Genomic DNA, 23391 nt, shown 5'->3' with positions numbered 1-23391 from the left:
GAAGGCGGCCGCTCCTCGGCCGCCCAGCCCACGTCCGCCCCGCGGTCGTGACGCTCGCGGCCGCTCCCCGGCCGTCCAGTACAGGAGGTCATGCCCATGACAGACCGAACCCTTTTCCGCGCCAGCGCCGTTGCCCTGATCGCCGCCGCGATGGCGAGCGCGCCGGCCCTCGCGGCGACCGGCAGCCCCGCCGCCGCCGCGCCCGCGCCCACCACCGGGTCGATGTCCGCGGCGCCGTCCGCATCGCCGCAAACCATCGCCAGGGCCGGCAAGGCCCTGCACCAGGTCCTCGAGATCAACCACAGCTACGGCGCGAAGCTCGCCCACACGACCGATCCCGCCGGCAAGCAGCGCCTGATCGCCTCCGCCAAGGACAAGGCCACCACCGCCATCACCGCGCAGGGCCTCACCGTGCGGCAATACGACCAGGTGCTGGCCGAGGCCCGGCAGAATCCGGCCCTGCGCGCCCGGCTCTTCGCCGCCGCCGGCCTGCCGGCGCAGAAATGATCACATGACCGCTTCGAGGATCACCGCCGTCCCATAGGCGGTGACCTCGTTCATCGCCTGGCCCTGGCCGGCGTCGAACTCCCCGGAATCGAACCGCATCCCGATCACCGCATTGGCGCCGAGCGAGGCGGCATGCGCCTTCAGCGCCGCGATCGCCTCGTCCCGCGTCTGGTTGACCATGGCGATGTAGCCCTCCTGCGAACCGCCGAAAATCGCGCGGATGCCGCCGAGCATGTTGCCCACGATGGTCCGGCTGCGGATCGAGGTGCCATAGACCGGGCCGACCACCCGGGCGATCCTGGCATTGGCCACCTCGTTGACGGTGACGACGAGAATTTCGTTCATGGCCTGGGTCCGTTCCTGCCTGTCCAACCGCGCGTTCATATCATTGACCGGGCGCGGCCGCATCGGCTTTATGATTTTGTCATGGATCTGGTTCCCCCGCGCCCCGAACAAGACGCCGCCGCCTGCGCCGACGGGGAGCTGCCCCCCTGCGTCCTCACCCGCCCGCCGCGCCAGTCCGCCCCGGTCGTGGTCGCCTCGCCGCATTCCGGCCGCGCCTACGCGCCGGATTTCCTCGCCCTCTCCCGGCTCGACGCCCGCGCCCTGCGCAAGAGCGAGGACGGCTTCGTCGACGAGCTGTGCGCCGGCGCCCCCGGCCTCGGCCTGCCGCTGCTCGCCGCCCGCTTCCCCCGCGCCTGGTGTGACGTCAACCGCGAGCCCTGGGAACTCGACCCCGCGATGTTCGAGGACGCCCTGCCGCCCTATGTGAACGCCACCAGCCCCCGCGTCGCCGCCGGCCTTGGCACCATCGCCCGCGTCGTCGCCTCCGGCGAGCCGATCTACCGCCGCAAGCTCCGCTTCGCCGAGGCGCAGGCGCGGATCGAGGCCTGCTGGCGCCCCTATCGCGCCGCCCTGGCCGGGCTCATCGCCGAAACCCGCGCCGCCTTCGGCGCCTGCCTCCTGCTCGACATCCATTCGATGCCGCGCCCGCCCGGCCTGCCGCACGGCCACGGGCCGGACATCGTGGTGGGCGACCTGCACGGCGCCTCCTGCGCCCGCCCGGTCGTGCAGCTGGTCGAGCAGGCCCTGCGCGGCGAGGGCTTCGCGATCCGCCGCAACGATCCCTATGCCGGCGGCTACGTCACCCGCCACTACGGCCGCCCGCGCGAGCACGTCCATGTCGTGCAGATCGAGATCGCCCGCGCCCTCTACATGGACGAGGCGACGATGCTCCGCCTGCCCGGCTTCGCCGCGCTGCAGGCGAGCCTCACCCGCATCCTCGCGCGGGTCGCCGCCGCCGTGCCGGCGCTGGTCTGACCATGGCGCCCCCCGATCGCGAACCCGCCGCGCGGGTGCCGCTCTACGCCCGGGTGAAGGAGGCGATCGTCGAGCGCATCGCCAGCGGCCAGATCGGCCCCGGCGGCCGCCTGCCCTCCGAGCACGAGCTGATGGCCGAATTCGGCGTCTCGCGGATGACGGCGCATCGCGCCCTGCGCGAACTCTCCGCCGCCGGCCTCGTCGCCCGCGTGCAGGGCAGGGGCAGCTTCGCCGCGCCGCCGCGCCCGCGCCTCGAATGGCTCGAAATCCGCGACATCTCCGATGAGATCGTCGCCTCCGGCCACCGCCACCGCGTCCGCGTCCTCGCCCAGGAAGCCACCCGCGCCCGCGCCGACCAGGCGCTCGCCTTCGGCCTGCGCCCCGGCGCGCGCATCTTCCACGCCACCCTGCTGCATTACGAGGACGACGTGCCGGTGCAGATCGAGGACCGGCTGGTCTCGCCCCGCTTCGCCCCGGATTTCCTCGAACAGGATTTCACGAAGGAGACCGTCGCCGCCTATCTCCTCCGCCTCGGCCCGGCGACCGAGACCGAGCACGTCGTCTACGCGACCACGCCCTCGCCCGAGATCCGCGCCCTGCTCGAGATCGGGCGCGACGAGGAGCAGGCCTGCCTCGTCGTCCTCCGCCGCACCTGGAGCGGCGGGCTTCCCGCCACCCAGACCGAGTTCATCCACCCCGGCGCCCGCTACGCGCTCGGCACCCGCTCCTCGATGGGCGACCGGCCGGACGGCCCGGCCGCCCCCTGAACCTCAGCCGGTGATCCCCGGCAGGTTCAGCCCGTTCTCCCGCGCGCAGTCGATGGCGATGTCGTAGCCGGCATCGGCATGGCGCATCACCCCGGTCGCCGGGTCGTTCCACAGCACCCGCTCCAGCCGCTTCGCCGCCGCCTCGGTGCCGTCGGCGACGATCACCATCCCCGCATGCTGCGAATACCCCATCCCGACCCCGCCGCCGTGATGCAGCGAGACCCAGGTCGCCCCCGAGGCGCAGTTGAGCAGCGCGTTGAGCAGCGGCCAGTCCGACACGGCGTCCGACCCGTCGCGCATCGCCTCGGTCTCGCGGTTGGGGCTGGCGACCGAGCCGGAATCGAGATGGTCCCGCCCGATCACCACCGGCGCCGACAGCTCGCCCCGCGCCACCATCTCGTTGAACGCGAGGCCGAGCCGGTGCCGCTGCCCGAGCCCCACCCAGCAGATCCGCGCCGGCAGGCCCTGGAAGGCGATCCGCTCGCGCGCCATGTCGAGCCAGTGATGCAGGTGCGGATCGTCCGGGATCAGCTCCTTCACCTTCGCGTCCGTCCGGTAGATGTCCTCGGGGTCGCCCGACAGCGCCGCCCAGCGGAACGGCCCGATCCCCCGGCAGAACAGCGGCCGGATATAGGCCGGCACGAAGCCCGGAAAGTCGAACGCGTCGGCCACCCCCATCTCCTGCGCCATGGCGCGGATGTTGTTGCCGTAGTCGAGCACCGGAATTCCCATCCGCCAGAAATCGAGCATCGCCCGCACCTGCCCGGCCATCGACCGCTTCGCCGCCAGCGCCACCGCCTCGGGGTCGCGCTCGCGCATCGCCGCCCAGTGCTCCAGCGTCCATCCCGCCGGCAGGTAGCCGTTCACCGGATCATGCGCCGAGGTCTGGTCGGTCACGATATCCGGGCGGATGCCGCGGCGGACGAGTTCGGGAAACACCTCCGCGGCATTGCCGAGCAGCCCGATCGAGACCGGCTTTCCGTCGCGCTTCGCCTCCTCCAGCATCGCCATCGCCTCGTCGAGCGTGTCGGCCCGGCGGTCGAGATAGCGCGTGCGCAGCCGCATCTCGATGCGCGAGGGCGTGCACTCCACCGCGATCATCGAGGCACCGGCCATCGTCGCCGCCAGCGGCTGCGCCCCGCCCATGCCGCCAAGCCCGCCGGTCAGGATCCACCGCCCGGCGAGATCGCCGCCGTAATGCTGCCGCCCGGCCTCGACGAAGGTCTCATACGTGCCCTGCACGATGCCCTGCGAGCCGATATAGATCCACGACCCCGCCGTCATCTGGCCGTACATCATCAGGCCCTTGCGATCGAGTTCGTGGAAATGCTGCCAGTTCGCCCAGTTCGGCACCAGGTTGGAATTGGCGATCAGCACGCGCGGCGCGTCCGCATGGGTGCGGAACACGCCGACCGGCTTGCCCGACTGCACCAGCAGCGTCTCCTCCGGCCCGAGGTCGCGCAGCGCGCCGAGAATGCGGTCGAAACTCTCCCAGTCCCGCGCCGCCCGGCCGATCCCGCCATAGACGACGAGTTCCTCCGGCCGCTCCGCGACATCGGGGTCGAGGTTGTTCATCAGCATCCTGAGCGGCGCCTCGGTCAGCCAGGACCGGGCGCTGAGATCGCTGCCATGCGGCGCGCGGATCGTCCGCGCATTGTCGAGACGACGATTCATCCTGTTCATTCCTTCGAGTTCGCGAAATCGAGGCAGTCGCGCAAAATCCCCTCCAGCACGCCACGCAGCGTCGCCGCCCGTGCCGGATCGTATGGCGTCGGCCAGTTCGCCGCACTGGGTGCCGACGGCTCCTCCATGTAGCCGCGGCAGGCGAGTTCCATCTGCACCGCATGCACGCCTTCGGCCGGCGCGCCGTGATGCCGCGTGATCCAGCCGCCGACAAACCGCCCGTTAGAAACGTGGCTGAACCCCGCCTCGGCGCAACGTCCGGCGATCCGCGCCGCAAGTCGCGGATCGGCCGCCCGCCCGCGATCGGTGCCGATATTGCAGACCGGCAGCTCGCCCTCGAACAGTCGCGGAATCACCGAGCGGATCGAGTGGCAGTCATACAGCACGACGCGCCCGTGCAGCGCCCGCAGCCGCGCGATCTCGCCTGCGATAACATCATGATAGGGATCGTGAAACGCCTGCCGGCGCCTCGCGATTTCCGCCTCGTCCGGCTCCCGCCCGTCGCGATAGAGCGGCGCGCCGTCGAAATCCGTGGTCGGGCACAGCCCCGTCGTCGCCTGCCCCGGATAGAGCGAGGCGCCGGACGGATCGCGGTTGACGTCGATCACGCTGCGCGAGATCCGCGTGCGGATCACCGTCGCATCGAGCCCGGGCGCGAAATCGTAGAGCCGGTCGATCCACCAGTCCGCATCCCGCAGCGCCTGCCAGGACGAGACGAAATCCCCCGCCAGCGCCTCGGGAATTTCGGTCCCCGTATGCGGAATGCTGACCAGCAGCGGTGCGGCACCCCGCCGCAGCTCGATGAACGGGGCAGGGGAGGGGGCGCTCACGCGTCGAGCTCCGGCAGCGCGTCGCATCCCGCCGCCCGCTCGGCGGCGCCGCTCTCGATCAGCGCCCGCGCCCGCGCGATGTCCGGCGCCATCAGCCGGTCCTCGCCGAGCACCGGCACGCTCTCCCGCAGCGCCGCGTGCATCCGCCCGAGCGGCGCGCTGGTCGCGAGCGGGGCGAGCAGGTCGATCCCCTGCGCCGCCATCAGATACTCGATCGCCAGAACATGCGAGAGATTGTCGGCCATCCTCAGCAGCCGCATCGCCCCGTGCGTCGCCATCGAGACATGGTCCTCCTGGTTGGCCGAGGTCGGGATGGAATCCACGCTGGCCGGATGCGCCAGCATCCGGTTCTCCGCGACCAGCGCCGCCGCGGTCACCTGCGGAATCATGTAGCCCGAGTTCAGCCCCGGCGCGCGGGTCAGGAAGGCCGGCAGCCCCGAATGCGCCGGATCGACCAGCAGCGCGATCCGCCGCTCCGCCAGCGACCCCGCCTCGGCGATCGCCAGCGCGATCTGGTCGGCGGCGAAGGCGACGTATTCGGCGTGGAAATTGCCGCCCGAAATCACCTCGCCGGTCTCGGCGAACACCAGCGGATTGTCCGACACGCCATTGGCCTCGGTCGCCAGCGTCCGCCCCGCCTGGCCGAGCAGGTCGAACACCGCGCCCATCACCTGCGGCTGGCAGCGCAGCGAATACGGGTCCTGCACGCGCGGATCGCCGATCCGGTGCGAGTCGCGAATCCCGCTTCCCGCCAGCAGCGTCCGCAGCGCCGCCGCCACCGCCATCTGCCCCGCATGTCCGCGCAGCGCGTGGATGCGCGGATCGAACGGCGCGTCTGACCCCCGCGCCGCATCCGTCGTCAGCGCCCCGGTCAGCAGCGCCGCGCGGCACAGGCGCTCGGCGCGGAACAGCCCGGTCAGCGCGATCGCGGTCGAAACCTGCGTGCCGTTCAGCAGCGCCAGCCCCTCCTTCGGGCCGAGCACCAGCGGCGCCATCCCCGCCCGGCCGAGCGCCGCCGCGGCATCCTCCCGCCCCGCCGCGCCCAGCACCTCGCCGATGCCGAGCAGCGCGCAGGTCATGTGCGCGAGCGGCGCGAGATCGCCGGAGGCGCCGACCGAGCCCTGCGCCGGAATCACCGGCAGGATGTCATGATCGAGCAAGCCCTGCAGCGCCTCGATCGTCTCCCACCGCACGCCCGAGGCCCCGCGCGCCAGGCTCGCGAGCTTCAGCGCGATCACCATCCGCACGATCGGCGCCGGCAGCGCCTCGCCCACCCCCGCCGCGTGCGACAGCACGAGATTGCGCTGCAAGGTGGTGAGGTCCGCCGGCTCGATCCGCGTCGAGGCGAGGCGCCCGAACCCGGTATTGATGCCGTAGACCGCCTCGTCCCTCTCCAGGATCGCGGCGACGCATCCCGCCGCCGCCTCCACCGCCGCGCGGCATCCCGCATCCAGCCGCGCCGCGTCGCCCTGCTGCACCGCCCGCCAGTCGGCGAGCCGCATCGTCCCCGGTGAAATGATCACGCATCAACTCCTTTCAGAACGCGCCGCTCCAGCGGCGCCGGCCCGACCCAGGCGAGAACCTGGTCGAGGCTGTCCACACTCCAGATCGCGAGGTCGCACGACCGCCCCGCGTCGATCGCGCCGCATTCGCCGCCGAGCCCGAGCGCATCGGCGGCATGGCGGGTGATGCCGAGCCAGGCCTCCTCGAAGGATAGGCCGAAGAACACGCAGGCCATCTGCGCCGAAAGCCGCAGCGAGGCGATCGGCGAGGTGCCCGGATTGCAGTCGGTCGCCACCGCCATCCGGCATCCCGCCGCGCGCATCGCCGCGACATCCGGCCGCTTCGCCTCGCGCAGCACGTAATAGGCGCCGGGCAGCAGCACCGCGACGCTGCCCGCCCGCGCCATCGCCGCGATTCCCTCGGCCGAGGCATATTCCAGATGATCGGCCGACAGCGCGCCGAACCGCGCCGCCAGCGCCGCCCCGCCGCCCTCGGCGCGCTGGTCGGCGTGCAGCTTCACCGCCAGCCCCGCCGCCCGCGCCGCGGCGAACACCGCCGCAACCTCCCCGGCGCCGAAGGCGATCTCCTCGCAGAACGCATCGACCGCATCCGCCAGCCCCGCCTCGGCGATCGCCGGAATCATCCGCCGGCACACGAGATCGAGATAGGCGGTCCGGTCCATCTCCGGCGGCATCGTGTGGGCGCCGAGATAGGTGGTGGCGACGCGGAACCGCCCCGCCCGGCCGATCGCGCGCGCCGCGCGCAGCATCGCGAGTTCCGTCGCCTCGTCGAGCCCGTAGCCCGACTTGATCTCGACCGTCGTCACCCCCTCCGCCGCCCAGGCAGCCAGCCGCGCCTCGGCGCCCGCCCGCATCGCCGCCTCGTCCAGCGCCCTCGTCGCCCGCATCGTCGCGCGGATGCCGCCGCCTTCGCGGGCGATGCTCTCATAGCTCTCGCCAGCGAGCCGCCGCGCGAACTCGCCCGAGCGGTCGCCGCCGAAAATCAGGTGGGTGTGGCAATCGACCAGCCCCGGCGTGATCCAGCGCCCGGCGCAGTCGATTGTCTCCGCCGCTTCCAGCGCCGGCATCTCCGCCTCCGGCCCGGCCCAGACGATCCGTCCGTCCCGGCTCGCCACCGCGCCGCCCTCGACCACCCCGAGCCCGGGGCGGTCCGGCGCGCAGGTCGCCAGTCGCGCATTCCGCCACAGCCGGTCGCATCGCATGATACCCTCCTGACAACGCCGAACAAAATGTATATACAACTAGCCGAACGACGATGGCAACCCATTCCCGAAAGGACCGACCATGCGGCGACTCTGGCTCGAACAGGCTTTTCTCCCCGAAGGATGGGCATCCGGCGTCGCGCTCGACATCGACGGGTCCGGCCGCATCGCCGGCCTCGCCGCGAATGCCCCGCTGGCCGATCGCGAAACCGTCCCCGGCTGCGTGCTGCCCGGCCTGCCCAACCTGCACAGCCACGGCTTCCAGCGGGCGATGTCCGCGCTCGCCCAGCGCCGCCGCGCCGCCGCCGAGGATTTCTGGTCCTGGCGCGGCGTGATGTACCGCACCGCCCTCGCGCTGCCGCCGGACGACATCGCCGCCGTCACCGCCATGGCCTTCATGGAAATGCTCGAGCGCGGCTTCACCGCGGTCGCCGAATTCCATTACCTGCACAACGATTCCGCCGGCGCCCCCTATGCCGATCCCGCCGAGCTCGCCACGCGGGTGATCGAGGCGGCGGCGCAAACCGGCATCGGCCTCACCCTGCTGCCGGTGCTCTACAGCGCCGCCGGCCCCAACCGCCCGCCCGAGCCGGGCCAGCGCCGCTTCATCACCGATCTCGACGGGTTTCTGCGCCTGCACGCGGCCACGGCGGAACGGCTGCGCGCCCTGCCGGGCGCCGTGCTCGGCGCCGCGCCGCACTCGCTGCGCGCCGCCCGCGCCGCCGATGTCGCCGCCCTGTCCGGCCTGCTTCCCGAAGGCCCGCTGCACATCCACGCCGCCGAGCAGACCGGCGAGGTCGCCGAGGTCGAGGCCGCGCTCGGCGCCCGCCCGGTCGAATTCCTGCTCCGCGAGGCGGGGGTCGACGCCCGCTGGTGCCTGATCCACGCCACCCACATGACGGCCGAGGAAACCGCCGGCCTTGCCCGCGCCGGCGCCGTCGCCGGCCTCTGCCCGATCACCGAGGCCGATCTCGGCGACGGCATCTTCAATGGAAACGCCTTCATCGATGCCGGCGGGCGTTTCGGCGTCGGCACCGATTCGAATGTCGCGATCGAGGCCCCCGCCGAGCTGCGCCAGCTCGAATGGAGCCAGCGCCTGCGCGACCGTCGCCGCCTCGTCCTCGCCGACTCGGCGCGCGACGGCGGCTCGACCGGCGCCGCCCTCTACCGCGCGGCCCTCGCCGGCGGCGCGCAGGCCCTGGCCCAGCCCATCGGCGCCATCGCCCTCGGCTGCCGCGCCGATCTCGTCTCGCTCCGCCGCGCCGGCACCGACCTCGCCGCGCTCTCCGCCGAAACCCGGCTCGATCACTACATCTTCGCCGGCGGCGCGCGGCTGGTCGACCATGTCTACGTCGCCGGGCGCTGCCTTGTGCGCGAGGGCCGGCACGATGCCCGCGCCGCCATCGAATCCCGCTTCGCCGCGGCCCTCCGCCGCCTGGAGGACGCGCTCTGAACTTGTATGTACAATCTCAGCCCGGCTGGCCGCCATCCTCGCGGATCAGCGCCAGCCGGCGATAGAGCGTGTTGCGGCTGATCCCGAGCCGCCGCGCCGCCCGGCTCATGTTGCCGCCCGCCGCCTCGATCGCCTGCAGGATCAGCTGGTCCGCCCCCTCCCGCAGCGAGGCCGCCGGCACGGCTGGCGCTGGCGCCGCCGCCGCCACCGGCGCGTCCGCCTTCGCCGGCCGGGCGCCGCCGCGCAGTTCCTCGGCGATATCGTCCGGCAGGTGCTCCCAGCCGATCTCCGTCTCGTCCGCCTCGCACATCGACTGGCCGATCCGCAGCACATTGGCGAGCTGGCGGATATTGCCCGGCCAGTCATGCGCCCGGAACGCCGCCATCAGCCCGGGGGCGACGCCACGCACCGTCTCCCCCGCCGCATCGAGCCGCAGGATGCGCTCGACCAGCGCATCGAGGTCGGTGCGCCGGCGCAGCGGCGGCAGGGCGACGCCGAGCCCGTTGATCCGGTAGAACAGGTCGGCGCGGAACCGCCCCTCGGCCACCGCCCGGCGCAGGTCGCAGTTGGTCGCGCAGATCAGCGCGAAATCCACCGGCGCCGGCCGCCCGCCGAGCGGGGTCACCACCCGCTCCTCCAGCACCCGCAGCAGCCGGGTCTGCATCGCCAGCGGCATGTCGCCGATCTCGTCGAGGAACAGCACGCCGTCCGCCGCCTCGCGGATGCGCCCCGGCGCGCCCTCGCGCCGCGCCCCGGTAAAGGCGCCGGGCGCGTAGCCGAACAGCTCCGCCTCGATCATCGTCTCCGGCAGCGCCGCGCAGTTGACGGCGACGAACGGCCCGCCCCGCCGCGGCCCCGCGGCGTGGATCGCCCGCGCCATCACGTCCTTGCCCACCCCGGTCTCGCCATGGATCAGGATCGGGATCGCCCGCCCCAGCGCCCGCCGCACCTGGCCGATCGCCCGCGCCACCAGCGGATCGCCGGTCTCCAGCGCCGCCAGCGCGTCGGTCGGCCAGATCGTCCTCGGCCGCGCCGGCCGCGCCGCCCGCGGCATGTCGACGCGCAGGAACACCCGCCCGCCGCCCGGCGGCCGCAGCTCCAGCGGCTCGCCGCCGCCGCGCCGCTCGCGCGCCAGCAGCGCCTCCACCGTCTCCTCGAACACCTCCACCGCCGACACCTGGCCGAGATCCTCGCGCCGCAGGCCGAGCATCTGCATCGCCGCCCCGTTCGCCCCGCGCAGCGTGCCGTCCGCCCCGAACGCCACCACCCCCTCGGCCAGCGTCCCCACCCCCTGGCGCGAGGCATGGAAGCGCAGCTTCACGTCACGCAGATGTGACATCTCGAACATCCGGTTCTCGATCATCTGCGCCGCCGCCCGCACCAGGCCGAACGTGTGCGGATGATACACCCGCTGGTCGCAGGAAATGTCGATCACGCCGAGCAGCTCGCCGGTCGAGGCGGTGAGGGGGGCGGCGGCGCAGGCGAGGAAATTGTTCCGCTCCAGGAAATGCTCCGCGCCGTGGACGACGACCGGCGCCGCCTCGATCAGCGCGGTGCCGACGGCGTTGGTCCCGCGGTCCGTCTCCGCCCAGCTCGCCCCCGGCTGCAGCGCCACCCGCGCCGCCCGCCCGCTGAAGCCGGGATCGCCCACCGCGTCGAGCAGGAAGCCGTTGCAGTCCGACAGCAGCACGATGCAGCCGGAATCGCGGATCTGCCCGTAGAGATATTCGATGATCGGCCGCGCCCGCAGCGCGAGGTCGGAAACCCGCTCCTGTGCCGCGCGCAGCTCGGCGCCGCAGAGATGCGGGGCCTCTCCCGCCGCGCGGTCGGGCGCGAGCCCGGCGCTGACGCAGCGCTGCCACGACCGCGCGAGCAGCGGGCTCGGCGCCGCCCCTGGCAGCCCGGCGGAGAGCCGCTCCTTGCCGGCCCGCAACCGCGCGGACCTGTCGTCGTGATGTGTGGAAAGATGGTCCATGGGCGTAGTCCGTCCTGCGTTTCCTCGATCGTCGCGGCGCGCTCCTGCTGGCGGCCGTCGTCATGTTTGCCTGACACTATGCCCCGTCGTCCCGCCATGCAACGGAACAATACGAAACGTCCCGTTTTGGGACAGTGTCCCCGATCGGGACGTCCCGCCTGTCCCGCGCCCGGCGCGCCCGGCACGCCGGCGGGCGGATTCGGCCGCGTCCCGGCCTTGGCACGGCGCTTGCAGTCCTCCCTGGCGAAGCAACCAGCGCGGCCCGGAACGTCGGGCCGCAGGACGGAGGAAGACCAATGCCCGACGGCGCCATTCGCCCCTCGCCCGGAACCGCACCCGGCGGATTCACCTTCAAGCCCCGCTACGACAATTTCATCGGCGGCCGCTTCGTCGCCCCGGCCGAGGGCCGCTACTTCGCCAACGTCACCCCGGTGACCGGCCACGCCTTCACCGAGGTCGCCCGGTCGAGCGAGGTCGATATCGAGCACGCGCTCGACGCCGCCCACGCCGCCGCCGAGTCCTGGGGCCGCACCGCCCCGGCCGAGCGCGCCCTGATGCTCAACCGCATCGCCGACCGGATGGAGGAAAACCTTGCCCTCCTCGCCTATGTCGAGACGGTCGACAACGGCAAGCCGATCCGCGAGACCACCGCGGCCGACATTCCGCTCGCCATCGACCATTTCCGCTATTTCGCGAGCTGCATCCGCGCCCAGGAAGGCACGCTCTCGGAAATCGACCACAACACCGTGGCCTACCACTTCCACGAGCCGCTCGGCGTCGTCGGCCAGATCATCCCCTGGAACTTCCCGATCCTGATGGCGGCCTGGAAGCTCGCCCCGGCGCTGGCGGCGGGCAACTGCGTCGTCCTCAAGCCGGCCGAGCAGACCCCGGTCAGCATCCTCGTCCTCGCCGAGCTGATCGCCGACCTGCTGCCGCCCGGCGTGCTCAACATCGTCAACGGTTTCGGCCTCGAGGCCGGCAAGCCGCTCGCCTCCTCCAGCCGCATCGCCAAGATCGCCTTCACCGGCGAGACCACGACCGGCCGGCTGATCATGCAATATGCCAGCCACAACCTGATCCCGGTCACGCTGGAGCTCGGCGGCAAGTCGCCCAACATCTTCTTCGCCGACGTCGCCGCCGAGGATGACGACTTCCTCGACAAGGCGCTGGAAGGCTTCGCGATGTTCGCGCTCAATCAGGGCGAGGTCTGCACCTGCCCGTCGCGCGCGCTGATCCATGAAAGCCTCTACGACCGCTTCATGGAGCGCGCCGTCCCCCGCGTGCAGGCGATCCGCCAGGGCAGCCCGCTGGATGCGGCGACGATGGTCGGCGCCCAGGCCTCCAGCGAGCAGGTCGAGAAGATCCTCTCCTATCTCGACATCGGCCGCCAGGAAGGAGCGGAAGTGCTCACCGGCGGCGGCCGCGCCGCGCTCGGCGGCGAGCTCGCGGACGGGTTCTACGTCCAGCCCACCATCTTCCGCGGCCACAACCGGATGCGGATCTTCCAGGAGGAAATCTTCGGCCCCGTCGTCTCGGTGACGACCTTCAAGGACGAGGCCGAGGCGCTCGCCATCGCCAACGACACGCTCTACGGCCTCGGCGCCGGTGTCTGGACGCGCGATGCCAACCGCGCCTATCGCTTCGGCCGCGGCATCAAGGCCGGCCGCGTCTGGACCAACTGTTATCACCTCTACCCGGCGCACGCGGCGTTCGGCGGCTACAAGCAGTCCGGCATCGGCCGCGAGACGCACCGGATGATGCTCGACCACTACCAGCAGACCAAGAACATGCTGGTCAGTTACGACCCGAAGAAGCTCGGCTTCTTCTGACCATGACGGGACCGGATCATCCCCCGCGCGTGACCGCGACGCCATCGGCCCTCGCGCTGATCGCCGAGCTGACGGCGCGTCACGGCCCGGTCCTGTTCCACCAGTCGGGCGGCTGCTGCGACGGTTCGGCGCCGATGTGCTACCCGCAGGCGGATTTCGTCGTTTCCCCTGACGATATCTGCCTCGGTGCCATCGGCGGCGCGCCGTTCCACATCAGCGCGTCGCAGTTCGAGTACTGGCGTCACACCCAGCTCGTCATCGACGTCGTCGAGGGGATCGGCGGCATGTTCTCGCTCGACAACGGCACCGGGCTGCGCTTTCATGTGCGCTCGCGGCTGTTCTCCGGAGAGGAAGCCGCGATGCTCGCCGCCGCCCGGGCTCCCCTAACCTGACGGCGCAACAAACCGCCGCTCTTTGATCCTGACAACACCAGAAACCTCTTAGGGAGATCTTCATGAAGTCCAGATTTGCCAGAACCGGAACCGCGCTGATCGGCGCCCTCGCCGGCACGCTGCTCGCCGCCGGCGCCGCCTCGGCCCAGCCCGCCTACCCGAGCGTTACCCAGGCCCGGCTCGACAACGCCGCCGCCTCGAAGGGCTGGCTGATGTTCAACCGCAGCTACGCCGGCGACGATTACGCGCCGTTTGCGCAGATCAACACGAAGAACGTCGCCTCGCTGAAACCCGCGTGGTCGTCTGCGAAAATCGACATCCCCAACGGCTTCGAAGGCACGCCGATCGTCAATGGCGACTACATGTTCGCCACCACTCCGCTCGACCATCTCATCGCCTTCAACGCGAAGACCGGCAAGAAACTCTGGGAATACGACTACGACCTGCCGAAGACCGCGCTGAAGACGGTCTGCTGCGACGTGAACAACCGCGGCGTCGCCGTCTACGGCAACGAAGTGTTCATGGGCACGCTGGACAATCACGTCCTCGCCTTAGATGCGACAACCGGCAAGGTGCTGTGGAACGTCGCGCTCGAGAAGCCGGGCATCGGCTACTCGATCTCCGAGGCCCCGATGATCGTCGACGGCAAGGTGATCATCGGCTCCGGCGGCGGCGAATACGGCGCCCGCGGCTTCATCGTCGGGCTCGACGCGCAGACCGGCAAGCTGCTCTGGAAGACCTACACGATTCCCTCGCCGAGCGAGCCTGGCGGCAAGACCTGGCCGGCCGGCGCCTACAAGCACGGCGGCGGCAGCCCGTGGATGACCGGCACCTACGATCCGAAGACCAAGCAGCTCTTCTGGGGTGTGGGCAATCCGGGCCCGTGGCTCGCCTCGATGCGCCCGGGCAACAACCTGTATTCGGACAGCGTCATCGCGATCGATCCCAATACCGGCGCCATCAAGTGGCACTACCAGTACACCCGCAACGACACCTGGGACTATGACGGCGTGAACACCGCCCAGCTCGCCGACATCACCTACAAGGGCAAGCCCTACCACGCCCTGGTCGAGGCCAACCGCAACGGCTATTTCTACGCGATCAACCGCGAGACCGGGAAGCTGATCTACGCCGTGCCCTTCGTGCACGACACCTCGATCACCGGGATCAAGGACGGCCAGGCCGTCAACAACATGAAGCTGCGCCCCGCGCTCGACAAGCAGATCTTCACCTGCCCGAGCTTCCTCGGCGGCAAGAACTGGTGGCCCGGCGCGGTCGATCCCGCGACCAACATGGCCTATGTGCCGACGCTGCACGCCTGCATGACGATGAAGGGCGTTCCGGTCAGCTACGCCGCGGGCCTGCCCTATCTCGGCGAAACCTTCGAGATGAAGCCCGACCCCGCCTCGCCGCACCACATGGGCTCGATCCAGGCGATCGATCTGTCCACCGGCAAGCAGGTCTGGCAGCACCGCACGAAGGAGCCGTGGGACGGCGGCGCGATGGCGACCTCCGGCGGCCTCGTCTTCTCCGGCACGGCGGACGGCCATCTCTACGCCTTCGACGCCAAGACCGGAAAGATCCTGTGGAAGAGCCCCTATCTCGGCTCCGGCATCATCGCCAACCCGATGTCCTACGAGATCGACGGCAAGCAGTATGTCGCGGTCTGGTCGGGCTGGGGCGGCGTGTGGCCGCTGTGGTCGGGCAAGCTCGGCGCCTCGCTCGCCAAGGCGCCGCGCGGCGGCCAGCTCCATGTCTTCGCGCTCAATGGCTGAGCGCAGGCACCCCCGGCCGCTTCGGCGGCCGGGGCTTCTCCGCGCCGCGCTGGCCGGCATCGTGCTGGCGGCGTGCGGCATCGCCTCCGCCCGCGCCGCCGGCCCCACGGTCTGCATCGACCGCGCCAATCCGATGCAGCGTGTCGATCGCGCGCTCACCGCCGCCATCGGCCGGCTCGACGGCGTCGCCCCGCGCATCGTCAGCATCGACACGCGTGACGGCACCGACGCGCTGAATGCGAAGAAGCCGCGCTTCTTCAGCATGCTTGCCCGCCAGCGCTGCGACCTCGTGATGGGCTTCCCGGTCGAGACCGGCGATCCGGCGCTGCCGCCCGGCGTCGCCGCGACGCATCCCTATGTGAAGACCGGCTTCGTCATCGCCGGCGAAGCGCCGCCGCCCGCCTTCTCGCGCCTCGCCCCGGGCACGCAGGTCGGCGTCGTCTATCTCACCGTGCCGACGACCTATTTCGGCGCGGGTCCCGGCGCGCGCCTCGCCGAGCACCAGTATTCCACGCCCGCGCACGTGCTCGCCGCCCTCAAGCGGCACGAGATCGCCTATGCCCTGCTCTGGCAGCCGCTGCTCGAACAGGCCCTGGCGCGGGACGGAATGCACCTCCACCAGCGCCCGCTCCGCCAGCCGCACGCCAACTGGTCGGTCGTCGCCCTCTACGCGCCGACCGCATCCGGCCGCGCCGCGGCCCGCCGCTTCGATGCGGCGCTCGCCCATCTCGCGAAGGACGGAACCCTTGCCCGTCTCGTCGCCCCCTACCATACCCCGTGACTCGCGGCGGGCAGGCTCGCCCGCCGGTTCACCCGCTGAAAGGATACCCCTGATGCTCCGACGCCTCTCCCGCACCCTGCGCCGCCCGGATGCGCGCCTGCTCGCCGGTCTCGCCGCGGCGGGTTTCTGCACCGCGATCGCCGCCGCCGCCCCGCTTCCCGCCCTCTACACCAAGGCCCAGGCCAAGGCCGGGCACGAGGCCTTCGAGACCCATTGCTCGATGTGCCACGGCAAGAACCTGCAGGGCATCAGCGGCCCCGCCCTGGTCGGCCAGGGCTTCGCCAGCGCCTCGAACAACTACACCGTCGCCGCGATCTTCGACGAGCTGTCGCAGCAGATGCCGGCCGGCGCCCCCGGCAGCCTGCCGCACAAGGACTATGCCGACATCATGGCCTTCATCCTGAGCAAGAACGGCTACCCCGCCGGCAAGACGGCGCTGACCTATTCCGCCGCCCAGTCCTCGACCGCGAAGCTGGTCTCCCAGGTGAAATGACTCGGGCCGCAAGCCGGCGGCCGGCCCCGCGCCGGCCGTCGGCGCGGCATCCCTTCATTTCTCGAAAATAACGACAAATCCCATACAACGTTACAGTCCGTCGCGTTATTTCGATATTTCGAGACTTACATGCACCGGTCTCCCGGACGGTCACCTTGTATTACAATTCTTAATCCCGGCAATATCATTTCCGATTTATTTATTGTCCGAATAGATGGCGGAAATGAACCGCCGACATTCGTCATTTTGCAATATTTCCGGGAAGACTCGAAATGCAGCAGAATAATACCGAAAAAGGGTCGGTCGCGACGCCGTTCGTGCCCTTTCTGGCGCGATCGCTGGAGCGTCCGCGCCTCCCTTATTCATCGCCTCCCTTATTCATCGCCCGTCCGCGCCGCCGCGGTCGAGGCGGCGGTGCCGGGGCGCACCCGGATCGGCCTCGTCGATTCCTCGCGGCTGACGCGCGAATGCCTTGCCAGTGCCCTCGTCGCCCAGGGCGCCGATTTCGCGGTCCGCAGCTTCGTCACCGCCGAGGACTGCATCGATGCGGCCGGCGAGGGGTTCGATCTCCTGCTCTGCCACGCGCATGAGGACGGGCCGGCGGCGAAGGCCGTCCTCGCCGACATCGCCGCCCTGCGCGAGGCCTTTCCCGGCCTGCCGATCGTCGTCCTGCACGATGCCGCCGAGACGCCCGACACCGGCTTCGTCCGCCTCCTGTTCCAGGAAGGCGCGCAGGGCTTCGTCCCGACCCGCATGGTCGGCATCCCGCTCGCCGTCGCCGCCATCCGCTTCGTCCAGGCGGGCGGCCGGTTCGCCCCGGTCGATCTCCTGCTCGACGACCGTCCGCCGCCCCCCTCCGGCTTCGCGCCGGGCGACGATTTCCTGACACCGCGCCAGAAGCTCGTCTTCGCCCATCTGCGCCAGGGCAAGGCGAACAAGATCATCGCCTACGAGCTGGGCGTCAGCGAAAGCACGGTGAAGGTCCACATCAAGAACATCATGCGCAAGATCGGCGCCACCAACCGCACCCAGGCGGTCTACAAGGCGCAGTCGGCGCTGCTGCGCGCCTTCGCGCCGGATGCGGGCTGAGGCCGCGCGTCCGGTTCAGTCGGGCAGGTCGAGATCGCCCTCGACGATCCTGGTCCCGCCGCAGACGAAGCCGCCGCTCGCGGTCACCGAGGGCGTGCCGGGCGCGTAGCTGGCCTGGCCCGCCCCATAGGGCGTCCGGTTGGCGATGGTCGGCGGCGCCGGCGAAAATCCGGCCTCGCACTGGCGCGACAGCGCGGTGATCGACAGGCCGCTCGCCGTCACGAAGGCGGGGCTGAACGCGTAGCCGTCGCGGAACTCGGCGCCGCTCGCGCCGATGGCGCCGGAACTGTCCGTGTTCGCCATCATCACCGCGTAGATCGACGCGACCCCCATGCTGGTCTCAAGGATCATCCGCCCGTCGGTGTCCGGGGCGACGCTGAGCGGCCCGGATGGCCCCGTGATCCCGCCGGTCCCGCAGGCATAGATCGGCGCCGTCCACTGCCCCGCGGCACCCGGCCCCGCGGCCGGCGCCTGGCAGAACGCCTTGCCGATCCCGCTCGACTGCATCGTCACCGCGACCGGGGGGATGCTGAGGTCGATCGTGTTGCCGGTCATGCCGGTCAGCTCGGCCAGCGCCCAGAGTGTCGCGAGAACGATGGCGGATGCCGCCGGAATGCCCAGCGAATCCGGCGAATTCCGCAGCTTGCGGCCCACCTGCACGACAACCAGCTGTCCCAGCGCCCGCCATGACAGGATCGTCGGATCGCCAATGCTCACGCGGTCACCGGAGTGTATGATTTCCGAGGCCATTGCCGAAATTTAACACTGGATTTACCTCGGGAACAACCAAAAACTTCGTGACATCGCCGCCGCCACCCGCATTGCGTGCAGGATGTTGCGGCGTCACATGATGTCCGGCGGCCAACTGCCTGACGGGCATGGCTTCCGCCGCCCGCATCCGCGACGCGGCGGCGACGGACCGCGCCGGATGGACCAGGGGATGAACCGGAAACCGCGCAAGACGCTCACGAACGCGTGAAATCTGCGTGTCGGAAAATTTTACACACCAGCCGGTTTATGCCGACGGTTCGCTGATAAATAATTGAAAAATAATGATAATATTTTCTGGCATCGTTTTTGCATATGCCTTTGCAGAGAGCTAGCATGCAATTCCGAGAGAGGGCTATCGTCATGAATTTGAAGTCCCGGCTTTTCCCAGCGGTGCGAACCGCCGCGATCGCCCTGGCCGGCCTGATCGCCACCGCCACCGCCGCCCAGGCCGGCGCGATCGCGAACCCGATCAGCCAGCTCAGCGCGACCTATTATTCAGTGCCGAACGGTATCGCCGATTTTGGCAATGACCCCATCAAGGCCATACCGAACGACGTCAAGTCCACCCTTGGCCCTGACGGTCTGCCGGTCAACAACGCCAACTACCAGAACGTGAATGGCGCCGGCGAACTGCAATGGTGGCAGAGCCAGTACGAGACCGGCACCGGAACCGTCACGTTGCCGATCAATAACCCTTCCAATTACTTCCCGCCGAACGGCACCGGCCTCAATGATTCGACGCACTTCCTGACCGCGATCTTCCGTGGGACGTTCACGATCGCCAGCGCCGAGAAGCTCAGCTTCACCATGGCGGCCGATGACGATGCCTACCTGTTCATCGACAACAAGCTCGTCGCCGATATCGGCGGCATCCAGGCGCTGTCTCCGCTGAATTACTCATCGGCCATGCTGGGAGCCGGTATGCATACGCTCACCCTCTTCTATGCCGACCGGCATACCGTCCAGGCAGGCCTGACGCTCGCCTTGAACACCCAGGGCGTCACGATCACCGCCGTGCCGGAACCCGGCTCGCTCGCCCTTCTCGGCACCGGCCTGCTCGGCATCGGCCTGGTGGCGCGCCGCCGTCGCCGCCGCGGCTGAACCGCCCGCCGCACGACCGCGTCATGCCTCGCGGCGCCTCCGGGCGGCGCGAGGCTCCTGTCCGACCCGCATCCCGCCCGGCGCGAGACGCTCTGTCCGGTCCGGTCCCCCGGATCGGATCAGAGCATCTGCCCGCCATCGACGACGATGTTCTGCCCCGTCACCCAGCGCGCCGCCGGCGAGCCGAGGAACATCGCCACCTCGGCGATTTCCTCCGCGGTGCCGAACCGCCCGAACGGAATCGAGGCGAGGGTCGCCTCGTAGAGTTTCGGATTGGTCTCCTTGCGCTGCTCCCACAGCCCGCCGGGAAACGCGATCGAGCCGGGCGAGATCGCATTCACCCGGATCCGCTTCGGCGCCAGCGTCGCCGCCTGCGACATCGTGTAGTTGATCACCGCGGCCTTCACCGCCGCGTAGGGCAGGCTGCGGGTCGAGGCGCGCAGGCCGGAAATCGAGGCGATGTTGACGATCGCGGCCCCCTCGGCGGCCTCCAGGAAGGGCAGGGCGGCATGGCTCGCCCGCACCACCGCCATCACGTCCACCCCGATCGAGGCGGCCCATCCCGCCTCGTCATCGGTCATCCCGAAGCCCGAGGCATTGTTCACGAGAATGTCGATGCCGCCCAGCGAAGCGGCCGCCTCCGGTACGAAACGGGCGATCTGTTTCGCCTCGGCAAGGTCGCAGGGGGCGGCGAACACGCGCCCGCCATGCCCGGCGATCTCGCGCCGCGCCACCTCCAGCGCTTCGGCGCCGCGCGCGCAGATCGCGACCGCGGCCCCCTCGGCGGCAAACCCCATCGCGATGGCGAGGCCGATTCCCCGGCTGCCGCCCATCACCACGACCTTCCTGCCCGCAAACCGCATCGCCCGCTCCTCGCCCTTCATGTTGTGGCAGGGCCGGGGCAAACGCGCCCCGGCCCGCCGGTTCAGGCCGCCTTCTGCTTCGCGGCCGTCGGATAGTCGGTATAGCCCTCGGCGCCGCCCTGGTAGAAGGTCGACATGTCGGGCGGGTTCAGCGCCAGCCCGTCGCGGAACCGCTCCACCAGGTCCGGGTTCGCGATATAGAGCTGCCCGAACGCCACCGCGTCCACCTCGCCCGCCTCGATCGCCGCCTCGGCGGTCTCGCGGGTGAACTTCTCGTTGGCGATATACACGCCGCCGAACGCCGCCTTCAGCTGCGGCCCGATCCAGTCCGCCGCCTTGTGCTCGCGCGCCGCGATGAAGGCGATCTTCCGCTTGCCGAGTTCGGTGGCGACATGGGTGAACAGCGCCAGCTTGTCGGAATCGCCCATCGTGTGCGCATCGCCGCGCGGGGCGAGATGCACGCCCACCCGGTCGGCACCCCAGACGCCGATGGCCGCGTCCGTCACCTCCAGCAGCAGCCGCGCGCGGTTCGCGATCGAACCGCCATACTGGTCGGTCCGCTTGTTGGTCGAATCCTGCAGGAACTGGTCGAGCAGGTAGCCGTTCGCGCCATGGATCTCGACGCCGTCGAACCCGGCCGCCTTGGCGTTCCGCGCCGCGGCCCGGTAGGCCTCGATCACGCCCGGAATCTCCTCGGTCTCCAGCGCGCGCGGCGTCACGAAGGGCCGCTCCGGCCGCACCAGGCTCACATGCCCGCCGGCCGCGATCGCGCTCGGCGCCACCGGCAGTTCGCCGTTGAGGAAGATCGGGTCGGAAATCCGCCCGACATGCCAGAGCTGGGCGAGGATGATGCCGCCCTCGCGATGCACCGCCTCGGTGACGATGCGCCAGCCCGCCACCTGCTCCTCGGACCACAGGCCCGGCGTCGCGGCATAGCCGACGCCCATCGGCGTCACCGAGGTCGCCTCGGAGAGGATCATGCCCGCGCCGGCGCGCTGGGCGTAATACTGCGCCATCAGCGCGTTGGGCAGGCGCGCCTCGCCGGCCCGCGCGCGGGTCAGCGGCGCCATGACGATGCGGTTGCGCAGGGTGAAGGCGCCGGCCCGCAGGGGTTCGAACAGTTTCGACATTGATCAGCCTTTCCGGTTGATGCTGCGAATTCAGGGAGTGGGTTCGGGCCGATCGAGGGATTTCGCGAGTCCCCTGATCAGCGCGTCGATCGCGCCGTCATTGCGCCGGTAGAACACGAAGGTTCCGACCCGCCTGGTCTCGACCAGCCCCGCCGCGTGAAGGGCGGCGAGATGGGCCGAGATGCTCGATTGCGACAGCGGGCAGCTCCGCTCGATCGCCCCCGCGCACACGCCGAAGGAGAGCGGGTGCTCCTGCCCGGCGAAATGCCGTTCGGGTTCGGCGAGCTTGGCGAGAATCGCGCGCCGCACCGGATGCACCAGGGCCTTCAGCCCCTCGTCCAGATCCGGTGCGTGGTCATGATCGGCATCGATCGTCATGCGACGATAGATGGATCGGGTTCACCCGATATGAAGATCGGGGATTTGCGAACTTGCGCAGGGCAGGGATGCGCGCCGGCAGCCCGGCGCGCATCGCGGGCATCAGCCCCGCTGGTCGATCGAGACGTAGTCGCGCCGCGGCGCCCCGGTATAGAGCTGGCGCGGCCGGCCGATCCGCTGCGACGGGTCGGCGATCATTTCCATCCACTGGCTGATCCAGCCGGTGGTGCGCGCCAGGGCGAAGAGCGGGGTGAACATCGTGGTCGGGAAGCCCATCGCCTTGAGGATGATGCCCGAATAGAAATCGACGTTCGGATACAGCTTGCGCGAGACGAAATAATCGTCGTCCAGCGCGATCTTTTCAAGCTCCATCGCCAGTTCCAGCAGCGGCTCGTGCTTGATGCCGAGCTCGCCCAGCACCTCGTGGCAGGTCTGCTGCATGATCTTCGCGCGCGGGTCGAAGTTCTTGTACACCCGGTGGCCGAAGCCCATCAGCTTGGTGTGGCTGTTCTTGTCCTTCACCTCGGCGATGAAGGCCGGGATGTTGTCCTTGTGCCCGATCTCGCCGAGCATCTTCAGCACCGCCTCGTTGGCGCCGCCATGCGCCGGCCCCCAGAGCGCGGCGATGCCGGCGGCGATGCAGGCGAAGGGGTTGGCCCCGGTCGAGCCGGCGAGCCGCACGGTCGAGGTCGAGGCGTTCTGCTCGTGATCGGCGTGCAGGATCAGGATGCGGTCCATCGCCCGCTCCAGGATCGGGTTCTTCCGGTACGGCTCCGGCGGCACCGCGTTGATCATGTAGAGGAAGTTCTCCGCATAGGAGAGATCGTTGCGCGGATACATGAAGGGCTGGCCGGTGGAGTATTTGTGGGCCCAGGCGGTGATGGTCGGGATCTTGGCGATCAGCCGAAACGCGCTGATCTCGCGCTCCCGCGCGTCGTTCACGTTCACGCTTTCCGGATAGAAGGCCGAGAGCGCGCCGACCACGCCGCACAGCACCGCCATCGGGTGGGCGTCGCGCCGGAACCCGTCGAAGAAGCGGCGCACCTGCTCGTGCAGCATCGTGTGCATGGTCACGCCGCGGTTGAACGACTCGAACTCCGCGGCCGTCGGCAGCTCGCCGTAGAGCAACAGGTGCGCGACCTCGAGAAAGGTCGATTTCTCGGCGAGCTGGTCGATCGGGTAGCCGCGATACAGCAGCACCCCCTCATCGCCGTCGATATAGGTGATCTTGCTCTCGCAGGAGGCGGTCTCGCCATAGCCGGGGTCGAAGGTGAAGATCCCGGTCTGCGCCTGGAGCTTGCGGATATCGGCGACCTGCGGGCCGAGCGTGCCGTTCAGGAGCGGGAGTTCGGCCGTCTTGTTGCTGCCGGGTATCGTGAGCGTCGCGTGCGTCGCGCGCGCGCCTTCGGTCGTGCTGCTCATGGTCAAGATTCCTCTAATGTCCGGTCGAACCGTCCTGATCCGCGCCCTGGTCAGGGGCTGAGACTAATCGGTCTGAGTTCCCATTCTGTAAATCCTTCCGGGACAAT

At 70.1% G+C, this 23391-nt stretch carries 22 protein-coding genes; 11 read left to right on the top strand and 11 right to left on the bottom strand.

Annotated elements, in window-relative coordinates; translation table 11 throughout:
• The first annotated feature begins 96 nt into the window (after positions 1 to 96).
• A complete protein-coding gene (locus tag ACMV_RS08980; protein ID WP_013640191.1) occupies positions 97 to 507 on the top strand; it encodes a DUF4168 domain-containing protein in 411 nt (136 codons plus the stop codon).
• Here ACMV_RS08980 and ACMV_RS08975 read toward each other — a convergent pair whose 3' ends face one another.
• Complete coding sequence (locus ACMV_RS08975) at positions 508 to 852, bottom strand: YbjQ family protein (RefSeq protein WP_011942465.1); 345 nt, start codon at positions 850 to 852, stop codon at positions 508 to 510.
• Between the two features lie 81 nt (positions 853 to 933).
• Between ACMV_RS08975 and ACMV_RS08970 the strand changes: the two genes are divergently transcribed.
• The gene (locus tag ACMV_RS08970) at positions 934 to 1827 is read left to right on the top strand and encodes an N-formylglutamate amidohydrolase (protein ID WP_013640189.1); all 894 of its coding nucleotides are present in this window, start codon (positions 934 to 936) and stop codon (positions 1825 to 1827) included.
• Between the two features lie 2 nt (positions 1828 to 1829).
• On the top strand, positions 1830 to 2594 hold the full coding sequence (gene hutC, locus ACMV_RS08965; protein ID WP_007422586.1) for a histidine utilization repressor: 765 nt from the start codon (positions 1830 to 1832) through the stop codon (positions 2592 to 2594).
• A gap of 3 nt (positions 2595 to 2597) precedes the next feature.
• On the opposite strand, the gene hutU is transcribed toward hutC, so the two are convergent.
• The 4 genes from hutU to hutI are packed head-to-tail and all read right to left on the bottom strand — an operon-like array spanning position 2598 to position 7832.
• Positions 2598 to 4268, bottom strand: coding sequence for a urocanate hydratase (hutU, locus tag ACMV_RS08960; RefSeq protein ID WP_041664825.1), 1671 nt, complete (start codon positions 4266 to 4268; stop codon positions 2598 to 2600).
• A gap of 5 nt (positions 4269 to 4273) precedes the next feature.
• Positions 4274 to 5107, bottom strand: a complete 834-nt coding sequence (gene hutG / locus ACMV_RS08955; protein WP_013640187.1) for an N-formylglutamate deformylase — start codon at positions 5105 to 5107, stop codon at positions 4274 to 4276.
• On the bottom strand, positions 5104 to 6630 hold the full coding sequence (hutH, locus tag ACMV_RS08950; RefSeq protein ID WP_041664823.1) for a histidine ammonia-lyase: 1527 nt from the start codon (positions 6628 to 6630) through the stop codon (positions 5104 to 5106). The genes hutG and hutH overlap by 4 nt, the downstream gene beginning before the upstream one ends.
• Positions 6627 to 7832: an imidazolonepropionase gene (hutI, locus tag ACMV_RS08945; protein WP_013640185.1), complete on the bottom strand. Its 1206-nt coding sequence runs from the start codon at positions 7830 to 7832 to the stop codon at positions 6627 to 6629. Before hutI ends, hutH begins: the two co-directional genes overlap by 4 nt.
• A gap of 82 nt (positions 7833 to 7914) precedes the next feature.
• Here hutI and ACMV_RS08940 point away from each other — a divergent pair, with 82 nt between their 5' ends.
• Positions 7915 to 9285: a formimidoylglutamate deiminase gene (locus ACMV_RS08940; protein ID WP_013640184.1), complete on the top strand. Its 1371-nt coding sequence runs from the start codon at positions 7915 to 7917 to the stop codon at positions 9283 to 9285.
• Positions 9286 to 9301: 16 nt separating this feature from the next.
• Here the strand turns inward: ACMV_RS08940 and ACMV_RS08935 are convergent, their stop codons facing one another.
• Positions 9302 to 11260, bottom strand: a complete 1959-nt coding sequence (locus ACMV_RS08935) for a sigma-54-dependent Fis family transcriptional regulator (protein ID WP_013640183.1) — start codon at positions 11258 to 11260, stop codon at positions 9302 to 9304.
• Positions 11261 to 11556: 296 nt separating this feature from the next.
• Here ACMV_RS08935 and adh point away from each other — a divergent pair, with 296 nt between their 5' ends.
• The 6 genes from adh to ACMV_RS21820 all read left to right on the top strand — a co-directional run bounded on the left by adh (position 11557) and on the right by ACMV_RS21820 (position 17619).
• Positions 11557 to 13089 (top strand): aldehyde dehydrogenase, encoded by a 1533-nt coding sequence (adh, locus tag ACMV_RS08930; protein WP_007423109.1) that lies wholly within the window; start codon positions 11557 to 11559, stop codon positions 13087 to 13089.
• Between the two features lie 2 nt (positions 13090 to 13091).
• Positions 13092 to 13481 (top strand): DUF779 domain-containing protein, encoded by a 390-nt coding sequence (locus ACMV_RS08925; RefSeq protein WP_013640182.1) that lies wholly within the window; start codon positions 13092 to 13094, stop codon positions 13479 to 13481.
• 62 nt (positions 13482 to 13543) lie between these two features.
• The gene (locus ACMV_RS08920) at positions 13544 to 15256 is read left to right on the top strand and encodes a methanol/ethanol family PQQ-dependent dehydrogenase (protein WP_013640181.1); all 1713 of its coding nucleotides are present in this window, start codon (positions 13544 to 13546) and stop codon (positions 15254 to 15256) included.
• Positions 15249 to 16037: a type 2 periplasmic-binding domain-containing protein gene (locus tag ACMV_RS08915; RefSeq protein WP_007423112.1), complete on the top strand. Its 789-nt coding sequence runs from the start codon at positions 15249 to 15251 to the stop codon at positions 16035 to 16037. The genes ACMV_RS08920 and ACMV_RS08915 overlap by 8 nt, the downstream gene beginning before the upstream one ends.
• Positions 16038 to 16089: 52 nt before the next feature.
• Entirely contained in the window at positions 16090 to 16530 is a 441-nt protein-coding gene (locus tag ACMV_RS08910; protein ID WP_011942454.1) for a c-type cytochrome, read from the top strand.
• Positions 16531 to 16944: 414 nt separating this feature from the next.
• Positions 16945 to 17619 (top strand): helix-turn-helix transcriptional regulator, encoded by a 675-nt coding sequence (locus ACMV_RS21820; protein WP_158320267.1) that lies wholly within the window; start codon positions 16945 to 16947, stop codon positions 17617 to 17619.
• A 15-nt stretch (positions 17620 to 17634) separates the two neighbouring features.
• On the opposite strand, the gene ACMV_RS08900 is transcribed toward ACMV_RS21820, so the two are convergent.
• A complete protein-coding gene (locus tag ACMV_RS08900; RefSeq protein WP_007423116.1) occupies positions 17635 to 18336 on the bottom strand; it encodes a hypothetical protein in 702 nt (233 codons plus the stop codon).
• Positions 18337 to 18750: 414 nt separating this feature from the next.
• Here ACMV_RS08900 and ACMV_RS08895 point away from each other — a divergent pair, with 414 nt between their 5' ends.
• Positions 18751 to 19491: a PEP-CTERM sorting domain-containing protein gene (locus ACMV_RS08895; protein WP_035187366.1), complete on the top strand. Its 741-nt coding sequence runs from the start codon at positions 18751 to 18753 to the stop codon at positions 19489 to 19491.
• A 119-nt stretch (positions 19492 to 19610) separates the two neighbouring features.
• Here the strand turns inward: ACMV_RS08895 and ACMV_RS08890 are convergent, their stop codons facing one another.
• From ACMV_RS08890 to gltA, 4 genes are all read right to left on the bottom strand, one after another.
• Positions 19611 to 20375, bottom strand: coding sequence for an SDR family NAD(P)-dependent oxidoreductase (locus tag ACMV_RS08890; protein WP_013640177.1), 765 nt, complete (start codon positions 20373 to 20375; stop codon positions 19611 to 19613).
• Positions 20376 to 20416: 41 nt separating this feature from the next.
• Positions 20417 to 21484: an alkene reductase gene (locus tag ACMV_RS08885; protein ID WP_011942449.1), complete on the bottom strand. Its 1068-nt coding sequence runs from the start codon at positions 21482 to 21484 to the stop codon at positions 20417 to 20419.
• A 30-nt stretch (positions 21485 to 21514) separates the two neighbouring features.
• Complete coding sequence (locus ACMV_RS08880) at positions 21515 to 21862, bottom strand: ArsR/SmtB family transcription factor (RefSeq protein ID WP_007422929.1); 348 nt, start codon at positions 21860 to 21862, stop codon at positions 21515 to 21517.
• A 102-nt stretch (positions 21863 to 21964) separates the two neighbouring features.
• Positions 21965 to 23284: a citrate synthase gene (gene gltA / locus ACMV_RS08875; RefSeq protein WP_007422930.1), complete on the bottom strand. Its 1320-nt coding sequence runs from the start codon at positions 23282 to 23284 to the stop codon at positions 21965 to 21967.
• Between the last annotated feature and the right edge of the window lie 107 nt (positions 23285 to 23391).

The sequence above is a fragment of the Acidiphilium multivorum AIU301 genome (assembly GCF_000202835.1).
Lineage (GTDB): Bacteria > Pseudomonadota > Alphaproteobacteria > Acetobacterales > Acetobacteraceae > Acidiphilium > Acidiphilium multivorum.
This window is presented reverse-complemented; position numbering and strand designations above follow the sequence as displayed.

Excerpts from the sequence above, each read along its gene's own strand:
- ACMV_RS08980 (WP_013640191.1), top strand. The coding sequence starts at position 97 with ATGACAGACCGAACCCTTTTCCGCGCCAGCGCCGTTGCCCTGATCGCC.
- ACMV_RS08975 (WP_011942465.1), bottom strand. The coding sequence starts at position 852 with ATGAACGAAATTCTCGTCGTCACCGTCAACGAGGTGGCCAATGCCAGG.
- ACMV_RS08970 (WP_013640189.1), top strand. The coding sequence starts at position 934 with ATGGATCTGGTTCCCCCGCGCCCCGAACAAGACGCCGCCGCCTGCGCC.
- hutC (WP_007422586.1), top strand. The coding sequence starts at position 1,830 with ATGGCGCCCCCCGATCGCGAACCCGCCGCGCGGGTGCCGCTCTACGCC.
- hutU (WP_041664825.1), bottom strand. The coding sequence starts at position 4,268 with ATGAATCGTCGTCTCGACAATGCGCGGACGATCCGCGCGCCGCATGGC.
- hutI (WP_013640185.1), bottom strand. The coding sequence starts at position 7,832 with ATGCGATGCGACCGGCTGTGGCGGAATGCGCGACTGGCGACCTGCGCG.
- ACMV_RS08940 (WP_013640184.1), top strand. The coding sequence starts at position 7,915 with ATGCGGCGACTCTGGCTCGAACAGGCTTTTCTCCCCGAAGGATGGGCA.
- ACMV_RS08935 (WP_013640183.1), bottom strand. The coding sequence starts at position 11,260 with ATGGACCATCTTTCCACACATCACGACGACAGGTCCGCGCGGTTGCGG.
- adh (WP_007423109.1), top strand. The coding sequence starts at position 11,557 with ATGCCCGACGGCGCCATTCGCCCCTCGCCCGGAACCGCACCCGGCGGA.
- ACMV_RS08925 (WP_013640182.1), top strand. The coding sequence starts at position 13,092 with ATGACGGGACCGGATCATCCCCCGCGCGTGACCGCGACGCCATCGGCC.
- ACMV_RS08920 (WP_013640181.1), top strand. The coding sequence starts at position 13,544 with ATGAAGTCCAGATTTGCCAGAACCGGAACCGCGCTGATCGGCGCCCTC.
- ACMV_RS08915 (WP_007423112.1), top strand. The coding sequence starts at position 15,249 with ATGGCTGAGCGCAGGCACCCCCGGCCGCTTCGGCGGCCGGGGCTTCTC.
- ACMV_RS08910 (WP_011942454.1), top strand. The coding sequence starts at position 16,090 with ATGCTCCGACGCCTCTCCCGCACCCTGCGCCGCCCGGATGCGCGCCTG.
- ACMV_RS08895 (WP_035187366.1), top strand. The coding sequence starts at position 18,751 with ATGAATTTGAAGTCCCGGCTTTTCCCAGCGGTGCGAACCGCCGCGATC.
- ACMV_RS08890 (WP_013640177.1), bottom strand. The coding sequence starts at position 20,375 with ATGAAGGGCGAGGAGCGGGCGATGCGGTTTGCGGGCAGGAAGGTCGTG.
- ACMV_RS08885 (WP_011942449.1), bottom strand. The coding sequence starts at position 21,484 with ATGTCGAAACTGTTCGAACCCCTGCGGGCCGGCGCCTTCACCCTGCGC.
- ACMV_RS08880 (WP_007422929.1), bottom strand. The coding sequence starts at position 21,862 with ATGACGATCGATGCCGATCATGACCACGCACCGGATCTGGACGAGGGG.
- gltA (WP_007422930.1), bottom strand. The coding sequence starts at position 23,284 with ATGAGCAGCACGACCGAAGGCGCGCGCGCGACGCACGCGACGCTCACG.